22 protein-coding genes and 1 tRNA gene are annotated in these 24,743 nt (G+C 63.5%); 12 read left to right on the top strand and 11 right to left on the bottom strand.

Annotated elements, in window-relative coordinates:
• The first annotated feature begins 2 nt into the window (after positions 1 to 2).
• Together IPM89_10630 and IPM89_10635 are read left to right on the top strand one after the other, a co-directional pair.
• Positions 3 to 1,136 carry a pyridoxal phosphate-dependent aminotransferase gene (locus IPM89_10630; GenBank protein ID QQS55878.1) on the top strand — a complete coding sequence of 378 codons (1,134 nt, stop codon included), beginning with the start codon at positions 3 to 5 and terminating at the stop codon, positions 1,134 to 1,136.
• Between the two features lie 164 nt (positions 1,137 to 1,300).
• Positions 1,301 to 3,631: a diguanylate cyclase gene (locus IPM89_10635; GenBank protein ID QQS53352.1), complete on the top strand. Its 2,331-nt coding sequence runs from the start codon at positions 1,301 to 1,303 to the stop codon at positions 3,629 to 3,631.
• Positions 3,632 to 3,671: 40 nt separating this feature from the next.
• Here IPM89_10635 and IPM89_10640 read toward each other — a convergent pair whose 3' ends face one another.
• Genes IPM89_10640 through hldE form a run of 3 tightly spaced genes read right to left on the bottom strand, consistent with a single transcriptional unit; the run spans position 3,672 to position 7,104 of the window.
• Positions 3,672 to 4,490, bottom strand: a complete 819-nt coding sequence (locus IPM89_10640; GenBank protein ID QQS53353.1) for an aldo/keto reductase — start codon at positions 4,488 to 4,490, stop codon at positions 3,672 to 3,674.
• Complete coding sequence (locus IPM89_10645; GenBank protein ID QQS55879.1) at positions 4,481 to 5,671, bottom strand: FAD-dependent oxidoreductase; 1,191 nt, start codon at positions 5,669 to 5,671, stop codon at positions 4,481 to 4,483. The genes IPM89_10640 and IPM89_10645 overlap by 10 nt, the downstream gene beginning before the upstream one ends.
• Positions 5,672 to 5,676: 5 nt before the next feature.
• Positions 5,677 to 7,104: a bifunctional D-glycero-beta-D-manno-heptose-7-phosphate kinase/D-glycero-beta-D-manno-heptose 1-phosphate adenylyltransferase HldE gene (gene hldE / locus IPM89_10650; GenBank protein ID QQS53354.1), complete on the bottom strand. Its 1,428-nt coding sequence runs from the start codon at positions 7,102 to 7,104 to the stop codon at positions 5,677 to 5,679.
• Between the two features lie 115 nt (positions 7,105 to 7,219).
• On the opposite strand from hldE, the gene msbA reads away from it, so the two are divergent.
• The 3 genes from msbA (at position 7,220) to IPM89_10665 (ending at position 10,106) form a co-directional block, all read left to right on the top strand.
• The gene (gene msbA / locus IPM89_10655; GenBank protein QQS53355.1) at positions 7,220 to 8,950 is read left to right on the top strand and encodes a lipid A export permease/ATP-binding protein MsbA; all 1,731 of its coding nucleotides are present in this window, start codon (positions 7,220 to 7,222) and stop codon (positions 8,948 to 8,950) included.
• A 103-nt stretch (positions 8,951 to 9,053) separates the two neighbouring features.
• Positions 9,054 to 9,251, top strand: a complete 198-nt coding sequence (locus IPM89_10660) for a hypothetical protein (GenBank protein QQS53356.1) — start codon at positions 9,054 to 9,056, stop codon at positions 9,249 to 9,251.
• A 324-nt stretch (positions 9,252 to 9,575) separates the two neighbouring features.
• Complete coding sequence (locus IPM89_10665) at positions 9,576 to 10,106, top strand: sel1 repeat family protein (GenBank protein QQS53357.1); 531 nt, start codon at positions 9,576 to 9,578, stop codon at positions 10,104 to 10,106.
• 26 nt (positions 10,107 to 10,132) lie between these two features.
• On the opposite strand, the gene IPM89_10670 is transcribed toward IPM89_10665, so the two are convergent.
• From IPM89_10670 to amrS, 4 genes are read right to left on the bottom strand one after another with little or no spacing between them, the layout of a single operon-like run.
• A complete protein-coding gene (locus tag IPM89_10670) occupies positions 10,133 to 11,698 on the bottom strand; it encodes a transglycosylase SLT domain-containing protein (protein ID QQS53358.1) in 1,566 nt (521 codons plus the stop codon).
• 47 nt (positions 11,699 to 11,745) lie between these two features.
• A complete protein-coding gene (locus tag IPM89_10675) occupies positions 11,746 to 12,594 on the bottom strand; it encodes a sulfurtransferase (GenBank protein QQS53359.1) in 849 nt (282 codons plus the stop codon).
• Positions 12,595 to 12,654: 60 nt separating this feature from the next.
• Complete coding sequence (locus tag IPM89_10680) at positions 12,655 to 13,500, bottom strand: 23S rRNA (adenine(2030)-N(6))-methyltransferase RlmJ (GenBank protein ID QQS53360.1); 846 nt, start codon at positions 13,498 to 13,500, stop codon at positions 12,655 to 12,657.
• 34 nt (positions 13,501 to 13,534) lie between these two features.
• Positions 13,535 to 14,632: an AmmeMemoRadiSam system radical SAM enzyme gene (amrS, locus tag IPM89_10685; GenBank protein ID QQS53361.1), complete on the bottom strand. Its 1,098-nt coding sequence runs from the start codon at positions 14,630 to 14,632 to the stop codon at positions 13,535 to 13,537.
• A 154-nt stretch (positions 14,633 to 14,786) separates the two neighbouring features.
• On the opposite strand from amrS, the gene amrB reads away from it, so the two are divergent.
• Together amrB and amrA are read left to right on the top strand one after the other, a co-directional pair.
• The gene (gene amrB / locus IPM89_10690; protein QQS53362.1) at positions 14,787 to 15,575 is read left to right on the top strand and encodes an AmmeMemoRadiSam system protein B; all 789 of its coding nucleotides are present in this window, start codon (positions 14,787 to 14,789) and stop codon (positions 15,573 to 15,575) included.
• Entirely contained in the window at positions 15,562 to 16,158 is a 597-nt protein-coding gene (gene amrA / locus IPM89_10695; GenBank protein ID QQS53363.1) for an AmmeMemoRadiSam system protein A, read from the top strand. Before amrB ends, amrA begins: the two co-directional genes overlap by 14 nt.
• Here amrA and IPM89_10700 read toward each other — a convergent pair.
• A complete protein-coding gene (locus IPM89_10700) occupies positions 16,107 to 16,778 on the bottom strand; it encodes a TIGR04282 family arsenosugar biosynthesis glycosyltransferase (GenBank protein ID QQS53364.1) in 672 nt (223 codons plus the stop codon). The genes amrA and IPM89_10700 overlap by 52 nt on opposite strands.
• Positions 16,775 to 17,455, bottom strand: a complete 681-nt coding sequence (locus IPM89_10705) for a TIGR04283 family arsenosugar biosynthesis glycosyltransferase (GenBank protein QQS53365.1) — start codon at positions 17,453 to 17,455, stop codon at positions 16,775 to 16,777. Before IPM89_10705 ends, IPM89_10700 begins: the two co-directional genes overlap by 4 nt.
• 69 nt (positions 17,456 to 17,524) lie before the next feature.
• On the opposite strand from IPM89_10705, the gene IPM89_10710 reads away from it, so the two are divergent.
• Positions 17,525 to 17,600 (top strand) — tRNA-Ala (locus IPM89_10710).
• Positions 17,601 to 17,665: 65 nt separating this feature from the next.
• A complete protein-coding gene (corA, locus tag IPM89_10715; GenBank protein ID QQS53366.1) occupies positions 17,666 to 18,613 on the top strand; it encodes a magnesium/cobalt transporter CorA in 948 nt (315 codons plus the stop codon).
• A 19-nt stretch (positions 18,614 to 18,632) separates the two neighbouring features.
• Here the strand turns inward: corA and IPM89_10720 are convergent, their stop codons facing one another.
• Positions 18,633 to 19,712, bottom strand: a complete 1,080-nt coding sequence (locus IPM89_10720) for a calcium:proton antiporter (GenBank protein ID QQS53367.1) — start codon at positions 19,710 to 19,712, stop codon at positions 18,633 to 18,635.
• Between the two features lie 351 nt (positions 19,713 to 20,063).
• On the opposite strand from IPM89_10720, the gene uvrA reads away from it, so the two are divergent.
• From uvrA to IPM89_10735, 3 genes are read left to right on the top strand one after another with little or no spacing between them, the layout of a single operon-like run.
• Positions 20,064 to 22,952: an excinuclease ABC subunit UvrA gene (gene uvrA, locus IPM89_10725; protein QQS53368.1), complete on the top strand. Its 2,889-nt coding sequence runs from the start codon at positions 20,064 to 20,066 to the stop codon at positions 22,950 to 22,952.
• Positions 22,953 to 23,009: 57 nt separating this feature from the next.
• Positions 23,010 to 23,261: a hypothetical protein gene (locus IPM89_10730; GenBank protein ID QQS55989.1), complete on the top strand. Its 252-nt coding sequence runs from the start codon at positions 23,010 to 23,012 to the stop codon at positions 23,259 to 23,261.
• Positions 23,213 to 23,776: a methyltransferase domain-containing protein gene (locus IPM89_10735; GenBank protein ID QQS55880.1), complete on the top strand. Its 564-nt coding sequence runs from the start codon at positions 23,213 to 23,215 to the stop codon at positions 23,774 to 23,776. Before IPM89_10730 ends, IPM89_10735 begins: the two co-directional genes overlap by 49 nt.
• A 99-nt stretch (positions 23,777 to 23,875) precedes the next feature.
• On the opposite strand, the gene IPM89_10740 is transcribed toward IPM89_10735, so the two are convergent.
• A complete protein-coding gene (locus IPM89_10740) occupies positions 23,876 to 24,670 on the bottom strand; it encodes a UDP-2,3-diacylglucosamine diphosphatase (protein ID QQS53369.1) in 795 nt (264 codons plus the stop codon).
• Between the last annotated feature and the right edge of the window lie 73 nt (positions 24,671 to 24,743).

The following is a 24,743-nucleotide window of genomic DNA, read 5'->3' on the forward strand; positions in this document are numbered from 1 at the left end:
GCATGGCGGACATCGCGCCGTTTCACGTCATGGCGCTGCTGGCTCGCGCCAAAGAGCTGGAAGCCACCGGCCGCTCCATCGTCCACATGGAGATCGGCGAGCCGGATTTTCCCACCGCCGAACCGATCATCGCCGCCGCTCAACGGGCGCTGGCGGAAGGTCGCACCCGCTACACCGCCGCCGCCGGCCTGCCGGAACTGCGCCAAGCCATCGGCGACCATTATCGGGAGCGGTATGGCGTCGAGATTCCCGCCCGGCGCATCCTGATCACTCCCGGCGCGTCCGGCGCGCTGCAACTGGCGACGGCGGTGCTGATCAACCCCGGCGACCGGGTGTTGCTGGCCGATCCCGGCTATCCCTGCAACCGGCATTTCGTGCGGCTGGTGGAAGGCGAAGCCATCGGTGTTCCGGTCGGACCGGAAACCGGTTACCAACTGACCGCCGATCTGGTCGAGCGCCACTGGGACGAGCGGACGACGGCGGTGCTGCTGGCCTCGCCGGCCAACCCGACCGGCACCGTGATCGCTCCCGAAGCATTGGCGACCATCGTCGCCACGGTCGAGGCGCGCGGCGGGCGGGTGATCATGGACGAGATCTATCACGGCCTGATCTACGGCGCGCCGATTCAGACCGCGCTGGCATACTCTGATCGGGTGCTGGTGGCCAACAGTTTCAGCAAGTATTACGGCATGACCGGCTGGCGGCTGGGCTGGCTGGTTGCACCGGAGGATTATGTGGGCGCGGTGGAAAAACTGGCGCAGAACCTGTTTCTGGCGGCCTCTACCCCGGCGCAGCACGCGGCACTGGCGGCCTTCACCCCGGCGGCGGCGGCGATTTTCGAGGCACGCCGGCGGGAGTTTCTAGTCCGGCGCGATTTTCTGCTGCCGGCGCTGCGCGAGTTGGGTTTCCACATCCCCGTCACACCCGATGGTGCGTTCTATCTCTACGCCGACTGCGGCCGCTTCACCGACGACAGCCATGGGTTCGCCCTGCGCTTGCTGGAGGAAACCGGCGTTGCCATCACGCCGGGCATCGACTTCGGCAGCCACCTACCGCATCGGCACGTCCGCTTCGCCTACACCAACGCCATCCCGCAACTGGCCGAGGGGGTGGAACGGCTCAGGCGAGTGCTGTAAGCATCACGAAGAGTCACAAGGGTGCACATAAAAGTACAATCAGCTCTTGTCTTTTGCAGCCCTCGTCCTATCCTGGCCATTCCCAAGTCAAATTGACGGTGTCTAAGACAAACAAGATCTGACCCATGCCCCATGGATACAGGGACTCCAACAATGATAAAACCGTGAAAATCAATCAGGTTTCCATTGCTGTCGAGAAAACCCGTACAGCAATGTCTTTGGCGGACAAGCTGCGCGCCGCGATAGCTCTGTATCCCGACTGGGTCATCGTGTTTCACACCGATTCCGTCGTCCCGGAATTTGCCCAACAAGCAGTCAAAACGGCTTTTCCGAATACCGCCATTCATGGCTGTTCATCTTCCTCCGCGGTGTTCGGCGGCGATGGCATCATGGAAGACCCCAGCATCAGCGTGTTAGCGATCGCCGATCCCGGTGGGGCTTTCGGCACCGGTCTTGCTTCGTTTGCACAACTGGCACCCGCCGACGCAGCGCGCCGTGCCGTGGAGCAGGCGATTGCCGCCGCCGGCAGGAGCGGCGCCGTACCCGACTTCATCTGGCTCAGCGCCGTGCCGGGTTGCGAAGAAGCGGTGATCACCGGCATCGAGCAAGTCGTCGGTACCAGCGTGCCGATCGTTGGCGGCAGCGCGGCGACAATGAACGGTCTGGGTAACGACCCTCAAGCTTTAGCTTTCAAATGGGCTGGCCACTGCGTCGTATTCAACCGTGACGCCGTTATCGATGATGGCTTGTTGTTGAGCGTCGGGTTTGTAACCGGGCGGGTCTGTCACGGCTTTTTCGGGGGCTACCGCGCCACCGAGAAAACCGGGATTGTCACCGCCGCCGAAGGGCGTGTCCTCCTGACCATCGACGGGCAACCCGCCGCTCAGGTCTACGATCGGTGGAGCGATGGTTTGATCGCCGCGGAAGTACTCCATAACGGTGATGTGGTGACACAAACCACGATGTCCCCCATTGGAGTCACGGTCGGTCATGTGGGCACTGCCCCGCTGCATGGATTGGTGCATCCGGTGCGGGTTGAAAGCGGCGCGCTTCGGGTTCATGCCGTGATTCCCGAAGGCAGCCATGTAACCTTGATGACTGGAGATCAAGATATCCTGGTCCACCGCACCGCGGAACTGGTGGAACGCACGCGGGCGCTATTCGATGTGTCGGCACCGCGAGCGATGGGTGGCTTGATGTCCTATTGTGCTGCTTGCGCGGGACCTTTGGCGGAGCGCAGTACCGAAATGGTCGAATTGATCCGCGACGCTTTGGGAGGAGCGCCCTTCATGGGCGGATTCTTCTTCGGCGAACAAGGACGGTTTTGGCACAATCGCAACGCCCATGCCAACCTGATGGTGTCATTGCTCTTGTTCGAGGATTTCCACGCTCCATCCTCCGCAAGCAAAAAGGTGGAATTCAGTCCTCCGGCTTTTCAGAATGATTTGGCGCTGGGCTACCAGATCGTCAAGGCTCAACTTGATGAGGCACATAGGATCAACGCACTATTGCGCATTGGCCTGGCCAAACTGGCCCAAGCGCGCAGCCGTGCCGAGGTATACAAGGCAGTTGGCGATTCCCTGACCGAAGTCATCGACTTCGATGGCTTCGCCGTCCTGCGGCAGATCGAGGGAATCATGGTGTGCACCGCCTCTTCGGCAAAGCCGCTTATTGGGGCCGCCTGGCGCGACGAGGATCACGGCGTACTCTATGCCACACAGAAACCGACTTTGCTCGGAGATGCCCATAAATCTCGTATTTGGAGCGATAACGCGCAATTTTTTCAGGTGCTTCATCCTGGGTCGGCTATCCATCTGGGTTTCCATGCGGAGAACGCTCCCGTACATATTGTCCTGATCCATCATGCGGTCAATGGTTTGGATTTGGCTGATCGCGACATTCTGTACGTCATGAGTCCATACATCCGTCAGGCATTTGAAAATGTCGCGCATCTACGGCAAATGGAAAAGCTGGCCACCACCGATAGTCTGACCGGGATCAGTAATCGGGGGCATTTTCTGGAGCTGGCGGCACAGGAATTGGCCCGATCGAAACGCTTCGGTCACCCCACCAGTGTATTAATGATCGATGCCGATCACTTTAAGGACATCAACGATCGCTATGGCCACGATGCCGGTGACGCCGCGCTACGGCAGTTGGCGACCACGGTCCGACGCGAACTGCGGGAGGTCGATATCTTTGGGCGTTTGGGGGGAGAGGAATTCGCCGTGCTGGCCGTCGAGGCCGATCAGGCAAAGGCTGAGCAAGTAGGCGAGCGGGTCCGCGCCGCGATCGAGTCCACGTCCATCGTTCAACATGGCTACAGTTTCAGGATGACGGTCAGCATTGGCGTTGCCGCAAGCCCAACATCGACCGCTGGGATCGAAGCCCTTCTGACAGAGGCCGATCGAGCGTTGTACGCCGCCAAAAGTGCCGGGCGCAATCGAGTTTTGGGCAGCCAACATGCACCCGACGCATCGGACTGCTCCATCTGATACATGGGAATCACCGGGTCCGGTCTGGTCTTTTGCGACACTATTCCCTATCCATGCCAGAAGTGTCACCCAGTGAGCGGAGCACCTCTTCCGCCGCCGCCACATTGGCGCGCAGATGCGCCGGATTCAGGGTGCCGACCACCACGCTGCTCACACCCGGCTCGGCGAAGATCAGATCCATGGAGGCCCGCACCGGATCAATGCCCGCCGTTCGATCCAAGTGGCCACTGCGCAGACCTTTCTTGACCAACACGCCCTTGCCGGCGGCGTGGGCGGCGCGGATGACCGGCAGATCCTCGCGCTCGGACAGATTGCAGGTGGCCATCACCACATCGCAGCATTCCACCGCCCGCAGCCCACCGGCCACCGTCTTGGTCGACATGCCGACCGCTCGTATCCATCCCGCTCGTTTCAAGTCCAGCAAGGTCGGCAATACGCCCTCCCGCTCCAGGATATGCACATCGTCGCCGCTGGAATGAATCAGCACCGCATCCAGTGCTTCCACTCCCAACCGCCGCAGGCTGCGCTCGACGCTGGCGCGGGTCGCGGCGGCGGAAAAGTCGAAGCGCGATGCCTCGCCCTGGAATTCCTCGCCAACCTTGGTAACGATCACCCAGTCCCGTCGGCACTGCCGCAGCAAGCGGCCCAGCCGTTCCTCGCTTTCGCCATAAGCGGGAGCGGTATCCAGCAGATGCATTCCCAGATCCCAGGCCAATTCCAATAGCGCCAGCGCTTCCCGATCCGACGGCAGGTCGAACGGTCGAGGATACTTGACCCCTCGGTTGCGCCCGAATTTCACCGTCCCCAAACCCAGCGGACTAACTCGTAGCCCGGTCGATCCCAGCGACCTTAGCTCCATTCCAGATCGTCCCGGTCCCAGGGGTAAGCGGCGATCTCCGGTCGCGGCCAGTCCGTCAGCGCCCGCAGATCGGTCGGCCGAGGTCGCACGTCAAGCGAGCGCAGCACCTCCTCAATCTGTTCGGCCAGCAGTGGCGCCAAGGCCAGTTTGGTCGGCCAGGCGGCGATCACCCGCCCGTCGCGGGACACGCTGGGTCCGGCCGGACGGCCGCCACCGGGCTGCCGGGCTTCGGCACGCTGGATAGTAAAGGTCGCGAATTCCACCGGGTTCCAGTCCACCCACGGCAGCAGCGCGTTCAATTCCCGCCGCGCCGCGCGGATCTGTTCGTGACGGTCGCGCTCGATCCCCTCTTCCGCCAGTCCACCGCCCAGGTACCAAACCAGCCGACCGCCGGCATCGTAATGGCTGGTCACGGTCAACCGTGGCAGGTCGCTGGCACCCAGACAGTGTGCGTACAGCGGTCCGGGGAGGTTGACGCCGCGTGCCAGCACCATGTGCAGCGGGCGCAGTTGCTGTGCCACCCACGGTAGCCCAACGTTACCCGCGCCGGCGGTGAACACGGTGACCGCCGGGCGCAGCACCTGCTGTGGATACCCGGAATAGTGCAAGGTAATGGTGCCGTCCGCCTTCAGCGTCACCGGTCCATGGCTGCGCGCGATGGCGTCGCGGTAACGCTCGGCGAACGCGGTCAGGACCGAAGCCACCTCCAGAACCGGCTCATCCAAGCGATACACCGTGCCACGGAACGCCGGGTGGCGCAGCGCCGCCGGCACGGCGTCGACACCCCCGGCATCCGCCACTTTGTCCATGCGGCTACGCATCAGCTTGCTGGCGAAAAACGCCGCCAATCGCGAAATGGGGGCGCCGGTTGCCCACAGATGCTGGTGTTCGGCCAGCAGCCGAGCGCCGCGCAGGTCGATCGCGTCTTCACCCTTCAGGCAGCGCCGCCACCGTTCCGGCATTCCGGCGACGGCTTCGGCGGACCGGCTGACCTGACCGTGCAGGCTGTACTTGGCGCCACCGTGAACGATGCCCTGGGCGCAAATGGTCTGACCGGCGCCCAACTGCTCGCTTTCGATCAGCAGTGCGCCATAACCCCGCTCGCGCAGCCGGGCCAACAGCCACAGCCCGGCAATGCCGCCGCCGACGATGACGGCATCCACGTTCAGGATGCGTTGGATGGCGTTCACGGCCGCTTCAGAATGCGGGCGATGGTGCTGGTGGTGGAGCAACCCTCGATATAATCCATCACCACCACCTGACCGCCGTTGTCCCAGACGCAGCGGTTGCCGGGAATTTTCGCCGGGTCGTTGTCGCCGCCCTTGATCAGATAGTCGGGCTTGACCGCGCAGATCAATCGCTCCGGCGTATCCTCGTGGAACGGCAGCACCCAGTCCACCGCCGCCAGGCCGGCCAGCACCCGCATCCGTTGTTCCAGCGGGTTGACCGGCCGCTCGGCACCCTTGAGACGGCGCACGGATACATCGTCGTTCACCGCCACGATCAGCCGGTTGCCCAGTCGCTTGGCCTGTTCCAGATAGCTCACATGTCCGGCGTGCAGGATGTCGAAGCAACCGTTGGTCATGACGATGGTCTCGCCGTGCGCCTTGGCGTCGGCCACCGCCGACAGCAGTTGCTCCTCGTCCAGCACCCCGCGCGGCGGTTCGTCGTGTTCGTACAACGCCCGACGCAGTTCGGAGACGGTGACGCTGGCCGCGCCCAGCTTGCCGACCACGATGCCCGCCGCCAGATTGGCCAGCACCGTCGCCGCCGGCAGCGCCAGCCCGGCCGCCAATCCGACGGCGAGGGTGGCGATCACGGTGTCGCCGGCGCCGGTGACGTCGTAGACCTCGCGGGCGCGCGCCGCCAGATGCAGCGGTTCGGCGCCGTCCCGCAACAGGGTCATGCCCTGCTCGCCGCGAGTGATCAGCAGCGCTTCCAGTTCCAGATCCCGGCGCAGCGCAGCGCCTTTGTCAACCAATTCCGCCTCGTCGCGGCAGGGGCCGGCAACCGTTTCGAACTCGCTAAGATTGGGCGTCAGCAAAGTCGCGCCCCGATAGCGGTCGAACTCCCGACCCTTGGGATCGACCAGCACCGGTTTGCCGGCGGCGTGGGCCCGCTCGATACAGCGCTCGACCGCGCGCAGAGCGCCCTTTTGATAGTCGGACAGCACCGCCACATCGGTTTCCGGCAACCAGGCGGCGAAGCGCTCCTCCAACGCGCCCGGTTCGAAACCGGGGAAGCCATCCTCGAAATCCAGCCGCAGCAACTGCTGGTTGCGGCTCAACACCCGCAGTTTGGTGATCGTCGCCTGGCCGGGCTGCCGGATCAGCTCACACGCCGCGCCCAGCCGTTGCAACTTGGTTTCCAGCACCGTCGCGGCTTCGTCGGCGCCAGCCACGCCCAGCACCCGAACCCGACCGCCGAGGGTGGCGATGTTGACCGCCACGTTGGCCGCGCCGCCGGGGCGTTCCTCGACCTCCTCGACCTTGACCACCGGCACGGGCGCTTCCGGCGAGACTCGCGAGCAGGGACCGTACCAGTAACGGTCCAGCATCACATCGCCGGCGATCAGCACCCGGGCCTGTTCGAAATGGGGAATTTGCGGTTTCATGGGCTAATTGGGGAATGTTGCGTGGTGGGGGCATGATAGCATGGTCAAAATATGGAGCTTGGCATGGTTCCCGCCCGCGCCCGGCTTGCCTCCACCCCATCTCACATTCCAAACGATGAACAGCAAGGATCTCTATCTGCGGCTGCTGCGCTATGTCCGGCCCTACCGCCGCATGTTCGCGCTCTCGATCCTGGGCACGACGGCGGCGGCGGCCACCGAGCCGCTCATTCCCGCGCTGATCCAGCCGCTGCTGGACGGCAGCTTCGTCGCCAAGGACCCGCATTCCATCCGGCTGATGCCGCTGTTGATGGTGGCGGTCTTCATCGTCCGTGGCATCACCAGTTTCATCGGCACCTTGGCGATGAGCTGGATCGCGCACCAAGTAGTGACGGATTTGCGCGATGCCCTGTTCGCCCGGCTGCTGGCGCTGCCGACCCGCTATTTCGACGATCATTCGGCCGGCAGCCTGCTGTCGCGCCTGACTTACGATGTCAGCCAAGTAATGACCGCCACCACCCAGGCACTGGTCACTCTGGTCAAGGACGGGTTATCGGTGATCGGCCTGTTGGGCTGGATGTTGTATCTGAACTGGAAACTGTCGCTGTTGGTCCTGCTGATCACCCCCGGCATCACCATTATCATGCGCCTGGTCAGCTCGCGGCTGCGGCGACTCAGCCGCGAGCTGCAGGAGCTGATGGGCGGTCTCACCCATGTCATCGACGAGGTGCTGCAAGGTCATAAGGTGATCAAGATCTTCGGTGGCCAGGACTATGAACGACAACGTTTCCACCGGGTCAATAACCGGGTCCGTCAATTCAATCTGAAGCTGGCCGCCGCGTCCGAAGCCAGCGGGCCGCTGGTGCAACTGCTGGCGATCATCGCCCTGGGCGCGGTGATCTATTTTGCCTCGCTGCAATCGGCCGCCGACCAGATCACCGTCGGTGGTTTCGTCTCCCTGTTCGGAGCCATGGCCATGCTGCTGACGCCGATCAAACGGCTGACCAAGGTCAACGAACAATTGCAGCGCGGGCTGGCGGCGGCGGAAACCATTTTTACCCTGCTGGACGAGCCGCCGGAACCGGACCGGGGCACCCGCGCCATCGGCCGCGCCCGTGGTGAAGTCCGCTTCCATGAAGTCAGCCACCGCTACCGGGAGGACGGCGGCGAAGTGCTCCACCGGCTCGATCTGGATGTGCGCCCCGGCGAAACCATTGCTTTGGTCGGACCCTCCGGCGGCGGCAAAACCACCCTGATGAGTCTGCTGCCGCGCTTTTACGAACCGGAGTCCGGCGACATCCTGCTGGATGGCGTGCCGATTCGCGAGCTGCGGCTGGCCGAGCTGCGCGCCAACATCGCCTACGTCAGTCAGGATATCGTGCTGTTCAACGACACCGTCGCCGCCAACATCGCTTACGGCGCTGGCTTCCAGGTCGGTGAGGACGACATCGTCAAGGCCGCCGAAAGCGCCCACGCCATGGAGTTCATCCGCGAGTTGCCCCAAGGCTTGCACACCCTGATCGGCGAGAACGGCGCGCGACTGTCGGGCGGCCAGCGCCAGCGTTTGGCCATTGCCCGCGCCCTGCTCAAGAACGCGCCGATCCTGATCCTGGACGAAGCCACTTCGGCGCTGGATACCCAGTCCGAACGTAAGGTCCAACAAGCGTTGGATACCCTGCGCCAGGGTCGTACCGCCTTCATCATCGCCCACCGCCTGTCCACCATCGAGAGTGCTGACCGCATCGTGGTGCTCGACCGCGGCCACATCGTCGAGAGCGGCACCCATGATGAGCTGCTGGCCCGTGGGGGGTTGTACGCCAGTCTGTATCAGATACAGATTCACAGTTAGCCAACAACAACGTTGCAAAATAAACAATTTTATTGTCTAATAAGCAACATTCCTGTTCCATACGGGTCCAAGATAGCGGTTTGGGCTCGGAGATACTCCTCTGATGCACGGCAATATCGATTCTTCAAAAAAGCTGGCGCCGATGGTGCGACGGGCTTTCCGACAAGGACTTGAAGCAGCCAGTCAAGGCGAGGATCAGAACCCCTACGTCCCGGACAGCTATCTGTATCACGCCTGGATAGCGGGATGGGCGGCGCTGGCTCGCGGCTGGGATAACGCCGAAGATCTGCGGCTTTCCTGAAGCGCCTTTCTTCCACCCGCGGCGGCGTCTGCCCAGGCTTCGCTGCTTCGGCCGATGTCCGTATCGGCGCCGCCGGCCCCCGAACCTGGCCGGGATACCCCGGAGCTGACTAACACCCCCAACACTTGGCAATCCTTCAGCACTCGGGTCGCCCGGTGGACTCGAATGGGAGCATCGGCGGTGGAGGGTACCTGTGGCCGCCGGTTCCTCCACCATCGCGCTACCGGTCAATCCGGGCTGAACCAAGGCGGTGCGTCCGACCGGTGGAATGCTAAACTTGCTCTACCCCTATCCAAATCGATCGATGACCTTGAGTATCCATCCATGAACAAACCGTTACTGCTACTGTTGGCGGGCAGCCTGCTGAGCGTCGCCCCAGCCTGGGCCGACGGTGATTGGGACCGGGCCAGAACCGCTCACGAACGCGGCGACTACGCCGCCGAGGTGGCGCTCATCCGCCCCCTGGCGGAACAAGGTTTCGCCTTCGCTCAGTTCAATCTGGGCGTGTTGTACGACAACGGCCAGGGCCTGCCGCAAGACGACGCGCAAGCGATATCCTGGTATCGAAAAGCAGCCGAACAGGGGTTGCCGCAGGCGCAGGTCAACCTCGGCATCATGTACGAGCAGGGCGAGGGCGTGCCGGCGGACAAGGTGGAGGCCTACTTCTGGTACGCGCTGGCCGATTCCCAAGGCGACGGTCAGGCGCCACAAGCCAAGCGGGACATCGCCGAAAAGATGAGCGCGGCCCAGATCGAGGAAGCCGAGCGGCGGGTCAAGGCGTTCAAGGCCAGCCATTCCTTCACCGTCCCCCCCATGCCCGAAATCGTCCCGGAAACCAGGCACGGCAACGGCTGAATCCCGGCTGACCCGCGACGTCCAGCTTACGAGGCGGGATATACGGTCAGTTGTTGGCCAGCTTTCAGGATACCGTCGGCGCTCAGGCCGTTCCATTGCGCCAGTTGCCGGAAAGGAACACCGTGCCGCTTGGCGATCTTTTCCAGAGTATCTCCCCTCTTAACCGTGTACTTACTGGGTCCCACGAAGCGTGCGCCCGGCACGTTCGCCACCAGGTTCCGGGCCTGATCCCAAGGCAACAGGAGCGTATAGGCGCGGGCCGGTGCTTCGACCTCCGTCTTGAACCCCGGATTGAAGCGTAAAAACTCATCGATGGAAATCGTGGTAAAGGCCAGGGCATCGAAAACCTTGAGGTCTGGCGTTGTCTTGACTCTGAACAGATAGGCTCGATTATCGATGGGCGGGAGTCGCGCGCCATAAGTTTGGGGATCGGCCACCATCTGAGCCAGTGCCAGTATCTTCGGCACATACGCCTGAGTTTCCTTGGGCAGTTGCAAATCCCAGTAGAGCGATTGCGGCCGCGGCTCGGAAACGGTGGCCGCTTCGGGATCTCCGGCGACGGGCTGGGCTTCCGCGCCTGGCCGGGCCGCCTTACTGGCTTTGATGGCCTCCTGGACGGTGCCAGGGCCAGCATTGTAGGCCGCCAGCGTCAGCAACCAGTCGCCAGCGAACATCTTGTTCAAGTCGCGCAGATAGCCCAGCGCGGCATCAGTTGAGGTATGAATGTCGAATCGACCGTCGTAACCGTCGGCGATCAGCAAACCTCGCTCCTCTCCGGTGGCCGGCATGATTTGCCAGAGGCCGGCGGCTTCCTGTGGGGAAACGGCGGTTGGCTCGAAAGCACTCTCCACCATGGGCACGAACACCAGATCCATCGGGAGGCCGCGCCGGTGGATTTGCTCCACCAGGTAATGGAGAAAGGGCTTGGCGCGCCGCGAGAACAGATGCAGGTAGGCCGGATTGCGCTTGAACGCCTCGATTTGTTCAGCAACTCGGGGATGTTGCACGTCGGCCAACCGCAACCCGCCGCGCACCCGCTTCCAGAGACCCTTCCCAGCGGTCGTGGCTAGCCTGGGCGAACCCTTGCCCTTTTTATGCTTGGACAGACGCGGATTTCGCTTGGCCGAGCTGGTTGCGACCCGCGCGGTTTTAACGGCCGCCGTCGCGGGTTTTTCGGAGGATTTGCGTGCCACCGCATCGGTGGCTTTCCCCGACCGTACCGGCACGACCACCCGAACTCTGGACTTGGCGCTCTTTTCGGCCGTTCCGACGCCCTGGTCTTTTCCCTGGATCACAACATCCTGAGAGGCGGCGATGGGTTGACGATCGACAGTCGCCGTCCCAGTGCCCTGGTCTTTCTCCTGGATGACGACGTCCCGAGACTGAGCGACCGACTGGCGATTGGGCGCCGGATCTCGCCGATATTCCGACGGATCGCGGGTTTGCCAGTAGTCCACATAAGGCGCGGGAATTGTCGCCGCCTGCTCGGTGGTCGGAGTCTCCGTCAAACCGCTCAGCGGTTGCAAGGCGCAGGCGCTGATGGTCGAGGCGATGAAGAGCGTTGCAAGGATCGCGAGGAGGGGTTTCGGCATTCTTCGGTTATTCCCGGTTTTGGGTTGAAAGCGTGAAAATGCGGGCTTTACTCCTCGCCGGTGGCGACCGCCCGCCGGGGGTCGCGAATCCATTCGCTCCAGGAACCGGCGTACAACCGCGAGCCGTCCAAACCAGCGGCCTCCATCGCCAGCAGGTTGTGACAGGCGGTCACCCCGGAGCCGCAGGCGTGAATCACGCTTGCCGGCGGCCGGTTGCCCAGCATCGCCGCAAATCGCCGCCGCAGCGCGGCGATGGGTAGAAAATGCCCCTCTGACGTCAGATGGCTGTCTGTCGGCAGGTTCAACGCGCCCGGAATGTGGCCGGCGACCGGATCGATCGGCTCCATTTCCCCCCGATAGCGCGCCGCCGCCCGGGCATCCAGTAGCACATCCGCCGCCGGCAGGGTCAACACCTGCTCCGTACTCATCCACAAGCGGTCGTCCGGCCGGGGCGTGAAGGCGGTCGGCCGCGCGGTGGGCACCTCGGTGCTCAGCGGCAAGCCCGCCCGCCGCCAGGCCGGCAGGCCGCCATCCAGCACCGCGCAGGCGGTATGGCCCAACCAGCGCAGCAGCCACCACAAGCGCGCCGCCGCCAGCATGCCGCCCATGTCGTCGTAAGCCACGACTTGCTTGTCGCGATCGATGCCCCACGCGCCCAGCTTTTGCGCCAAATGCTCCGGATCGGGCAGCGGATGCCGCCCCGTGGCCGGCGTGATGGGACCGGACAGATCCTGGTCCAGATGGGCATAACGGGCGCCGGGAAGGTGACTGCCACGGTAGGCCCGACGGCCAGCCTCGGGATCGGCCAGACTGAAGCGGCAATCCATCACGACCCAGTCCGGGTCGTTGAGGCGAGCGTGCAGCGTGCTGGCATCGATGAGAGTGGTATGGTTCATGGTTTTCGAAGCGCCGGATGTCGGATATCGGGAGATGGAGGCTAATGCGATCGCCGAATTCTAAAGCGCCGTCGCCAACCATTCCAGCCGGGTTTGACCGTGCTCGCCAACGCGCAGCGCCTCCAACAGTTCCGGCAGCAACCGGTTCAGCGTTTCATCGAGCCGCCACGGCGGGTTGACGACGATCATCCCGCAGCCGTGCATCCCCAGCGGCGTATCGTAGGGATACAGGCCCAGTTCCACGCATAGAATCGCGGGAACCGCCAAGGCTTGCAGTCTCTGCTGAAACCGCAGGCTGGGAGCACGGTCGAGGATCGGGTACCAGATCGCGATCATGCCACCGGCCCAACGCCGGTGAATTGTCTGGACCGCCTCGGCCAGCCGCTCAAATTCGTCTTTCCGTTCGAACGCCGGATCGATCAACACCAGACCGCGCCGCTCCGGGGGCGGCAGGAACGCCTTGAGACCAACGTAACCGTCCATGCGGTGAACCGCCACTTGCCGGTCGCCGGCAAATTCCGCCTTGAGCGGCGGATACTCGGCGGGGTGCAGTTCGCTCAGAATCAGCCGGTCGCCCGGTCGCAGCAGGGCGCGGGCGATGCGCGGCGAGCCGGGGTACCAGCGCGATACGCCGTCCGGGTTCAGCGCCTGGACCCCAGCCAGATACTCGGCCAGTTCCGGACCCAGCCCCGATCGATGCCACAATCGGCCGATGCCGGCCACGTATTCCCGGTTTTTGCGGGCCACCGCCGAATCCAGATCGTAGCGACCGGCGCCGGCATGAGTATCAAGCAAGCAAAACGGTTTGTTCTTGCGCCGCAACGCGCCGATGAGTTGCGCCAGCAGAACATGCTTGAACACGTCGGCAAAGTTGCCGGCGTGAAACCCATGCCGATAGCTCAGCATCGTGAATCAGTGCGGCAACCCGGATACCAGCCCATCAGTCGGCATACTGTCGAAGGCGCACCGGGCGCCGCCGCGCGCCCCACAGTCCCGGTTGCGCTTCGAACACCCCGGCGCAGGGCGTGCCGCAGGCCTTGCAGTGACCATCGGCGGTCAGATTCCAGACGCCGAGTGTGTACCAATCACGGCCGATCAGTTTTTGGCCACACTGATGGCAGTAGGTGCTGTCGCCCTTCTCGTCGTGCACGTTGCCGGTGTAGGCATACCGGATGCCGTTCTTCATGGCGATCCGCCGCGCCCGGCTCAGGGTCGAGGGCGGGGTCGGCGAGTGGTTTAGCATCTTCCAGTCCGGATGGAACGCGGTGAAATGGATCGGCACCTCCGGTCCCAGGTTTTCCATCACCCACTGGGTCAGCGCCTCCAGTTCCGCGTCCGAGTCGTTCTCGCCGGGGATCAGCAGGGTGGTGATCTCGAACCAGACGTTGGTTTCCCGCTTCAGGTACACCAGGGTATCCAGCACCGGTTGCAGGTGGCCGCCGCAGATCTTCCAGTAGAATTCTTCGGTGAACGCCTTGAGATCGACGTTGGCGGCGTCCATGTATTTGAAGAATTCCCGGCGCGGTTCGTCGCAGATATAGCCGGCGGTGACCGCCACCGATTTGATCCCGTATTCCCGGCAGGCGGTCGCCACGTCGATGGCGTACTCCATGAAAATCACCGGGTCGTTGTAGGTGTAGGCCACGCTGCGACAACCCAGTTCGTGGGCGACCCGGGCCAGTTTCAGCGGCGATGCCTGATCGGCCAGGGTGTCCATCTCGCGCGACTTGCTCATGTCCCAGTTCTGGCAGAACTTGCAGGCCAGGTTGCAACCGGCGGTGCCGAACGACAGCACCGGCGTGCCCGGCAGGAAATGATTGAGCGGCTTCTTCTCGATCGGGTCGATGCAGAAGCCGCTGGAGCGGCCGTAACTGGTCAGTACGATCCGCCCATCGTGGCAGCCGCGCACGAAACACAATCCCTGCTGGCTTTCATGCAGCTTGCAGAAACGCGGGCAGACATCACATTGCACGCGGCCGTCGGGCAGAGCGTGCCAGTACTGGGTAGGGAAAAAATCGTTGGTGGTGGTGATGCTCATGGTGGCCTCCTTCGCAAAGGCTCTCGTCGTTATTGGGTCAGCGCTGTCGCTGATTGCCATAAAATCATGGTTGAATTTTACCATTTTGAGACTACCTCCGCGTTCTATACTCTAAATATGTCGATGTTGGCAAACTCATCGGGAGGGCGTCGTCATGCAAACCGTGCGTACCCCCGCTGTAGCGGGGTTGTTCTATCCGGCGGATGCCGCGGAGTTACAGACCCAGGTTCGGGGATTCCTGGATCAAGTCAAACCGCCGACCGAACCGCCGCCCAAGGCGATCATCGTTCCGCACGCCGGCTACATCTATTCCGGCCCGATCGCGGCCTCGGCCTATGCCCGTCTGCGGGCGGCGCGCGATATCATCCGCCGGGTCGTGTTGCTGGGACCCAGCCATCGAGTCGGTTTCCGGGGCATCGCGATCAGCGGCATGGAGGCGTTCGCCACGCCGCTCGGCCGAATCGCCATCGACCGGGCGGTGCTCGAACAGTTGGAGCAACTGTCCGATGTCGGCGTTCTGGAGCAGGCTCACGCGCAGGAACATAGCCTGGAGGTGCACCTGCCCTTCCTGCAGGAAGTCCTGGACAACTTCAAGCTGGTGCCGCTGGTGGTCGGCGAAGCCCGGCCGGCGGAAGTCGGCGTGGTGTTGGAAGCGCTGTGGGGCGGACCGGAAACCCTGATCGTCATCAGCTCCGACCTCAGCCACTATCACGATTACGCCACCGCCCGTCTGCTGGATGACACCACGTCCAAGGCCATCGAGGCGCTACGCTTCGAGGACATCGGCTACGAACAGGCCTGCGGGCGCAATCCGGTCAACGGTCTGTTGTGGGTGGCCCGGCGCAAGGGTCTGCACGGCGAAACCATCGATCTACGCAATTCCGGCGACACCGCCGGCTCACGCGACCAGGTAGTGGGGTACGGCGCCTATGTCTTCCATTGAAACGCTGTCGAAGCCGGATCGCGCCGCCCTGCTCGAAGTGGCGCGGGCCTCGATCCGGCACGGCCTGCGGCACGGCCAGGCGCTGGAGGTGGACCCGGCCGATTACCCGGAAACCCTGCGCCCGCCGCGGGCAACCTTCGTGACCCTGGAAACCGGCGGTCAGTTGCGCGGCTGCATCGGCGCGCTGGTGGCCCGTCAGCCGCTGGTGCAAGACATCGCCGCGCACGCCTTCGCCGCCGCCTTTGAAGACCCCCGCTTCCCGGAACTGCGGGAGGACGAGTTTCCGACGCTGGATATCCATATCTCGGTGCTGTCGCCGCCAGAACCCTTGCAATTCGGCTCCGAGGACGAGTTGCTGGCGCAACTACGGCCGGGCGTGGACGGCCTGATCATCCAGTTCCGTCACTACCGTGCCACCTTCCTGCCAGCGGTGTGGGAGCAGCTACCCGACCCTTACGTATTCCTGGCCCAGCTCAAACAGAAAGCCGGCTTGCCGCTGGATTTCTGGTCGCCGGAACTGAGCGCCGAGCGTTACACCGCCGAATATTTCGGCGACGCCGACGCAACCGACTCCCCGATCTGAACACGCCGTAGCCGGCGCAGGTCGGCTGGCGTATCCACGTCCCAGCCCGGCGACAGTTCGGCCCAGGCCGTGCCCGAGCGGCGCAACCGGCGGCGGGTCGCCGCCAGTACGGCTGGCGTACCCCAGGCGATACCGCGAAACAGCGCCGGACGAGGCTGGCGCAGGCCAACCAGCAGATAGCCGCCGTCCCGCGCCGGTCCCAGCACCGCATCCCGCCCGGCGGCCAGCTCGGCACAGGCCGCCCGCAATTCCGCCGCGCCCAGCGACACGCAATCGCCGCCGATCAACACCGCGAATCGATGCGCGGTCAGCGTTCGGCTCAGCGCATGGTTCATGCGCCGACCCAGATCGCCGCCACACTGCCGGCGCAGACGCACGCCGTACTCCCGCCGACAGGCGGTGAAGAACCCATGCCGCCCATCCGGCGCGCACCACAGTTCGACCGGGCACAGTCGAGCCGCGCGGGCAATGGCCAGGGTCCGGCGCAGCAGCTTTTTATATAGATTTGCCGCGCCGCGGGTTCCCAACTGCCCGGCCAACCGGGTCTTGACCCGTCCGGGAACCGGTGCCTTGGCGAAAATCAGCAAGCGGGCGGCGGGAAATTCGTAGATCGGGTTCATCGCTCATAAATCCGGGCCAACCGCGCCGGATTGGCGCCGAGAAAATAGGCCAGCCGCAACCGCCACATCAACAAAATGGTGCGCGAGATACCGTCGCGTTCCCAGCGCCGGCTGGAGGTTTGGAGTCGTTGCCGCAGGCACACTGGCCGACCGTACCGTTTCAGCAGGCGGCTGAGGGCGATATCCTCCATCAGCGCGATGGACGGAAAACCGCCGATTCGTTCGAACAGCGCGCGACGCACGAAAACCCCCTGATCGCCGGTGGCGATGCCGGTGAGCCGGGAACGGAGGTTCATCAGCGTCTCCACCGCCCGCAACAACGGCTGATGGCCGGACAGGCGCACATCGAAGCGGCCCCAGTGCCGACCTGAGTCGGCCAAGGTGGCGCGGATCAGGCCCGCGGCGTCCGGCGGCGGCAAGCTGTCGGCGTGCAGGAACCACAAAATCTCGCCGCTGGCCTGGCGCGCGCCGGCGTTCATCTGCGCGGCCCGGCCTCGGGGACCGTTCACCAGCCGATCCGCCAGCGGCTCGGCCAATGCCAGGGTCCGGTCCCGGCTGCCGCCATCCACCACGATCAGCTCGCAGCCTTGTTCGCGCAAGGGTTGCAAAGCACGCAGGCAGACGGCGATCTGGGCTTCCTCGTTCAGAACGGGCAAAACGATGGTGATGTGGGACATAATTTTTCGAATTCGAGGTCTAGCCAATAACGGTTGAAGTTTGTATGATTCGCAACCTACTTTAGTTTTGGGGCGGTAGCTCAGCTGGGAGAGCGTCGCGTTCGCAATGCGAAGGTCGAGGGTTCGATCCCCTTCCGCTCCACCAATTCGATTTAAGCGGCCTAGTGCCGCTTTTTTTGTTTTTCGCCGCCCCGCGCGAGACCAGAGCCCATGATCTACGGATTTACCTTGCGCAATCACCGTCTCGAACAACTCAATCTCGAAGCGGATACGACCACTCTGAACCAGGCCATCTGGATCGACCTGCTCAAGCCCGACGACGAGGAGCGGGAACAGGTCGAATCCCTGTACCGGCAAAACCTGCCCGAACCGGAAGATGTGGAGGAAATCGAGGCCAGCGCCCGCTTCTTCGAGGACGCCGACGGTCTGCACCTGCATTCATATTTTCTCCACCGCCAGGACAAGCGGATCAGCAACTCCACGGTTGCCTTCACCCTCAAGGACCAGCGGCTGTTCACCCTGCACGACCATGAGTTGCCGGCCATCCGCATGTTTCGGCTGCGCGCCCGCCGCGAGCAGGGGCTGGCGAAAGATGCTCTGTCGCTGATGATCACCTTGTTCGAAACCAAGGTGGAAGAACTCGCCGACATTCTGGAAGAGGTGCAGACCGCGCTCAATGCCGTAAGCGTCCAAGTGCTGGAAAGCAACGACGCCAGCCTGGAAGACTCCATCGACGAACTGGCTCGCCAGGAAGATATCAACGGCAAGGTTCGCCTGTGTCTGATGGATACCCAGCGGGCCTTAACCTATCTGCTGCGTCGGGCGCGGCTGGGATCGACCCAAGCCGACGAGGTACGGGAGATCCTGCGCGACATCGAATCACTGCTGCCGCACAACAGCTTCCTGTTCGAGAAGGTCAACTTTCTGATGGACGCCGCGCAGGGCTTCATCAGCATCGAACAAAACAAGATCATCAAGATTTTCTCCATCGCCGCCGTGGTGTTTCTACCGCCGACCATGATCGCCAGCATCTACGGCATGAATTTCCAGATCATGCCGGAACTCGGCTGGGATCTGGGCTATCCGCTGGCGATCGGCCTGATGGTCCTGTCGGGCATCGCGCCCTACTGGTATTTCAAATATCGGGGCTGGCTGTAGCGCCGCGCCGGCGCCCGCCTCACAACAACCCCATCATCACCAGCGCCGCGAACGCCGCGAACAGCGCGAAATGGCTGATGCCTTCGATGACGTTGGTTTCGCCGTCGTGCGAGTTGTTCATCACCGTCAGCAGGGTCAGCAGCAACAAGCCCGCCTGCATCGGCGTCAGCGCCATGACGATGCGCTCGCCGGTGAACAGGGCGATGCCTTCGATCACCGGCAGAGTCAGCAGCACGGTCGCCAGCGACGCCCCCAGGGCGATGTTGACCGTGGTCTGCATCTGATCGTGCCGCGCGGCGTTGAGCGCGGTGAGGATCTCCGGGCTGGCGGAAATCAGCGCCACCAGCACCGCCGGCAAGGTCTTGGGCAGGCTGCTGCCGACCAGCCCGGCGTCCAGCAGCACCGACAACACCTCCGACAGCAGCCCCACCAGCACGATGGCGCCGATCATCACGGCGATATGCTGCGCGTTCGGACTATGCGCCACATCGTGGGCTTCTTCCTCCAATCCCTCCGCATGCTCGAAGAACTGGCGGTGCTCGACCGTCTGCAAGCGCAGAAAAGCCAGATACATGATCGCCATGATCCCCACCGAGAACAGGGAATACAGCCGCCAGTGGCTGTCCGGCACGAAGTCCGGGATAAACATGCCGATGCCGATGGCCACCAGCAGCATGGCGATAAAAGAATTGGCGGAATCCAGATTATATCGCGGCGTGCCGTGCTTGAGGCCGCCGATGATCGCGGCCAATCCGAGAATGCCGTTGATGTCCAGCATGACCGCCGCGAACACGGTGTCGCGCGCCAGGGTCGGATTGGGCGCGCCTTGCAGCAGGACGACTAAAATCACCACTTCCACCGACACCGCCGCGATGGTCAGAATCAAGGTGCCGTAGGGTTCCCCCAGCCGCGCCGCCAGCACCTCGGCGTGGTGGCTGATGCGGAAGGCGACCCCGATGATGGCCGCCAGAATCACCAGCAGCAGGCTCCATAGCAAGCCGCCGCCGTGCTCGACCGCCGCGTGCTCCAGGGCGAAACCCAGCCCCAGCACGACCAGGGCAACGGCGATGGGAAATTCGGCCTTGAGGTATTTCTTCATCTCGGACAATCGCTCATTCGTCGTAAGAGAAACCGGTTTTCCAATGACCTTATCGTGGGAATGATTTTACCCGCTTTTCCTGAAATTTCCGCACACTTATGAAATCAAAGCCATTCAAACGGTTAGTGTTTATGGCGATGACTTGGAATAAGTCCACGATACAATATCGACATAGCGTCGGAGGGTTACCCCCGCACCGCCCCAAGGCAAATGGCATGGACGCCTCCCACCCTGTGGGGGCATGGCTTGGAGCGGGCGGCGGTTCGTCGCTCGTTTCGGGCGACCTTGCCGGGTCATACGCGGGCGCTATCATGACCGCCTCAAACCGCCATCACCTCAGACCTCCCATCCATGGACACCCTCAAGATACGTGGCGCGCGCACGCATAATCTGCAAAACGTCGATCTCGACCTGCCGCGCGACCGGCTGATCGTCATCACCGGCCTGTCCGGTTCCGGCAAATCCTCGTTGGCCTTCGACACGCTCTACGCCGAGGGCCAGCGCCGCTACGTCGAATCGCTGTCCGCCTATGCCCGGCAGTTTCTGTCGCTGATGGAAAAACCGGATGTGGACCATATCGAAGGATTGTCGCCGGCCATTTCCATCGAGCAGAAATCCACCTCGCACAATCCCCGTTCCACGGTCGGGACGATCACCGAGATTTACGATTATCTGCGGCTGCTGTACGCACGAGCCGGGATTCCGCGTTGCCCGGACCACGGCATCGACCTGGACGCCCAGACCGTCAGCCAGATGGTGGATCAGGTGCTGGCGCTGCCCGAGGGCGGGCGGCTGATGCTGCTGGCGCCGGTGGTGAAGGCGCGCAAGGGCGAGCACGTCAAGCTGTTGCAGGAACTGCGCGCCCAGGGGTTCGTGCGTGCCCGCATCGACGGCGAGGTGGCGGAACTGGATAGCCCACCCAACCTGGATCTGCGCCGCAAGCATACGATTGAAGTGGTGGTGGACCGCTTCAAGGTCCGGGGCGATCTCGGCCAGCGGCTGGCCGAGTCGTTCGAAACCGCGCTGCGGCTGGCGGACGGCATGGCGCGAGTGGCGTTTCTGGACGAACCGGCGCGGGCCGAGCTGCTGTTTTCCGCCGGCTTCGCCTGTCCGATTTGCGGTTATAGCCTAAGCGAGCTGGAGCCGCGCCTGTTCTCCTTCAACAATCCGGTCGGGGCCTGCCCGGCGTGCGACGGTCTGGGCGTCAAGCAGTTTTTCGACCCCGAGCGAGTGGCGGCGCACCCGCATCTGAGTCTGGCGCGCGGAGCGGTGCGCGGCTGGGATCGTGACAATGTTCATTATTTTCAACTCATCAAGTCGCTGGCCCGACATTACGCCTTCGAGGTGGACACCCCGTTTCAGGATCTGCCCGAGCGGGTCCGCCGGCTCGTTTTGCACGGCAGCGGCGGGGAAGCCATCGACTTCGAGCATAGCAACAGTCGCGGCGAGACCCATCACCGCCGCCATCCCTTCGAGGGCGTGATTCCCAACATGGAGCGCCGCTACCGGGAAACCGAATCGAACCTGGTGCGTGACGAACTGGCGAAGTACCTCGGCAGTCAGCCCTGCCCCTCCTGCCAGGGCGCGCGCTTGACTCGATCCGCCCGTCATGTGTTCGTCGCTGGCCGGAGCCTGCCGGAAATCGTCGCCTTGCCCATCGGCGTGGCCCGTGAATTCTTCATCGAGTTGGCGCTGCCCGGCCGGCGAGGCGAGATCGCGGTCAAGATCGTCAAGGAAATCGGCGAGCGGCTGAATTTCCTGGTCAACGTCGGGCTGGATTATCTGAACCTGGAGCGCAGCGCCGATACCCTGTCCGGCGGCGAGGCGCAACGCATCCGGCTGGCCTCGCAGATCGGCGCGGGGCTGGTCGGGGTGATGTACGTGCTGGACGAGCCGTCCATCGGCCTGCACCAGCGCGACAACGCCCGGCTGCTGGCCAGCCTGTTGCGCCTGCGCGATCTCGGCAACACGGTGATCGTGGTCGAGCACGACGAGGACGCCATCCGCACCGCCGATCATGTGGTGGACATGGGACTGGGCGCGGGCGTGCATGGCGGCCGGGTGGTGGCGCAGGGAGCGCCGGCCGAGATCATGGCGCATCCCGATTCCTTGACCGGGGCTTATCTGAGCGGCCAGCGGCGGATTGAATTACCGGCCCGGCGGACTCGGCCCGATGCCGGGAAGCGGTTACGCATCGTCGGGGCCAGCGGCAACAACCTGAAAGATCTGACGGTGGAGATCCCACTGGGTTTGTTCACCTGCATTACCGGGGTGTCCGGTTCCGGCAAGTCCACGCTGATCAACGACACCTTGTATCGCTACGCCGCCCGCGACCTGAACAACGCCAACGAATCGCCGGCGCCGTGCCGCGATCTGCTGGGGTTGGAGCAGTTGGATAAGGTGGTGAACATCGACCAGAGCCCCATCGGTCGGACGCCGCGCTCCAATCCGGCCACCTATACCGGGCTATTCACTCCGATCCGCGAACTGTTTGCCGGCGTGCCCGAATCGCGGGCGCGCGGCTACGCACCGGGCCGTTTCAGCTTTAACGTCAAGGGTGGGCGCTGCGAAGCCTGTCAGGGCGACGGGTTGATCCAGGTGGCGATGCACTTTCTGCCGGATATCTATGTGCCTTGCGACGTGTGCAAGAGCCAGCGCTACAACCGGGAAACCTTGGACATCCGCTACAAGGGTCGCAATATTCACGAAGTGCTGGAGATGACGGTCGAGGATGCGCTGGCGTTTTATCAAGCCGTGCCGGTGGTGGCGCGCAAGCTTCAGACGCTGACCGACGTGGGCTTGAGCTATCTTCGGCTTGGTCAGAACGCCACCACTTTGTCCGGTGGCGAGGCGCAGCGGGTGAAGCTGGCCCGCGAGCTGTCCAAACGCGACACCGGGCAGACGCTGTACATTCTGGATGAACCGACCACCGGCCTGCATTTCCACGATATCGAGCAGTTGCTGAAGGTGCTGCACGAGTTGCGGGACCGGGGCAACACGATCGTGGTGATCGAACACAACCTGGACGTGATCAAGACCGCCGATTGGGTCGTCGATCTGGGGCCGGAGGGCGGTGGGGGCGGCGGCGAGGTGATGGCGGTGGGTACACCGGAACAGGTGGCGGCACATCCAGGTAGCCATACCGGACGGTTTTTAGCGCCGGTGCTTTGCTCCGCCGGGTGTAGTCGTTCACACTCCCTGTCGTTGACTTCTCTCCGAAAGGGAAGCATGGGACACTGAGCGCCGAGTCACCGAGCCACCGAGCCACCGAGCCACCGAGCCGAGCAGACCCCCGCCATGCACCTGAGCGATCACAGCCTGCGCCAGATCGATGACACCTACGTCCAGTCCCTGGATGTGGAGGCGTTGCGCGGGTTGTCGGTGCGGTTACTGGCGGATCTCAAGGACGCGCGGGACCGGCTGAACCAAGGACCGGACAACAGTTCGCGACCACCGCGCCGGACCGTGCGCTCGAACGCTATTACCGGTTCCACGCCCGCATTTACGATGCCACCCGCTGGAGCTTCCTGTTTGGCCGCGCCGAGCTGATCGAGCGGGTCGCCGCCCGGCGTATGCCGACCCACATCCTGGAAATCGGCTGCGGCACCGGCCGCAACCTGGAGCAGATGGCGCGGCGCTTTCCTGAAGCACGGCTCACCGGGCTGGATCTCTCGGCCGACATGCTCGCGCCCGCCCGCCACCGCCTGGCGCCATACAGTGACCGGATCGCCCTGCTGCACCAGCCCTACGCCGGATCGCTGGATTATCGGCCTGGCTTCGACCTGATCGTCCTGTCCTACTGTCTGAGCATGATCAACCCAGGTTGGGAGGCGGTCATCGCCAACGCCCGTCAGGATCTGGTCGCGGATGGCCTGATCGCGGTGGTGGATTTCCACGATTCGGAGCAACCGGCGTTCCGGCGCTGGATGAACGCCAACCATGTGCGGATGACGGGCCAGTTGCTACCGGAATTGCGTGCCCGCTTCCGAGCGCTGGACACCACCGTCCAGCGGGCTTACGGCGGCCTCTGGCGCTACTTCCACTTCATCGGCGTGCCGGGCTGAGTCTTTCTCCTACCCGACGCCGAGGCCAAACGGCACACCGAAAACCCGGACTCTAAAACAAAGCCCTCTCACGCAGGGAGAGGGGAGTTTTCGAGCCTTTCATGCGGCCTCCAGTTCCGTCTCCGTCGCCGTCCACACCTGACGGCGCGCCGCCTCCTCGGCCCAGTGCAGGACTTCCAGCCGGCCGTCTTGGTGTTCGACCAGAGCGGTACAACTCTCCACCCAATCGCCGTCGTTGGCGTAGCACACTCCGCCGATATCCCGCGGTTCCGCCTTGTGGATGTGCCCGCAGATCACGCCGTCGAAGCCCCGATGCCGGGCCTCGCGCGCGGCGGCGGCTTCGAAACGGTCGATGTAGGCGGCGGCCTGCCCGATCCGCGGCTTGAGGAAATTCGCCAGCGACCAGTATGGATAATTCAGCCGACGGCGCAGCCGATTGGTCCAGCGGTTGGCGAACAGCAGCATGTCGTACCTCCAGTCGCCGAACATGCCGGTCAGCCAACCGCCGCACTTGAGCGCGCTGTCGAGTTCGTCACCGTGGGTCACCAAAAAGCGCCGGCCATCGGCGGCGCGGTGCTCGCATTCCGCCACGATCTCGACTCCGCCCACCAGTAGCCCCAGATAGTCGCGCGCCACCTCGTCGTGGTTGCCGGGAATGTAGATCACCCGCATGCCCTGTCTGGCCTTGGCCAGTAGGGATTTCAGCACGCGACCGTGTCCCGCCAGCCAGCGCCCGCCCTTGCGCAGGCTCCAGAAGTCGAGCAAATCACCGACCAGATAGAGCCGTTCGCACTCGACGACTTCCAGAAAATCCCACAAGAACCGTGCCTTGCAGTCCTTGAACCCCAGATGGACATCGGAGAGCCAAATGGCCCGGTATCGGTATGGCTGCATGAATCCGCCTTGCGTCGGTCATGAATGACGGTAGTCAGCGGAATTTGCCTTGGCGATATGAAAATTTGGCAAC

It is taken from the genome of Candidatus Competibacteraceae bacterium, assembly GCA_016699715.1.
Classification (GTDB): domain Bacteria; phylum Pseudomonadota; class Gammaproteobacteria; order Competibacterales; family Competibacteraceae; genus Competibacter.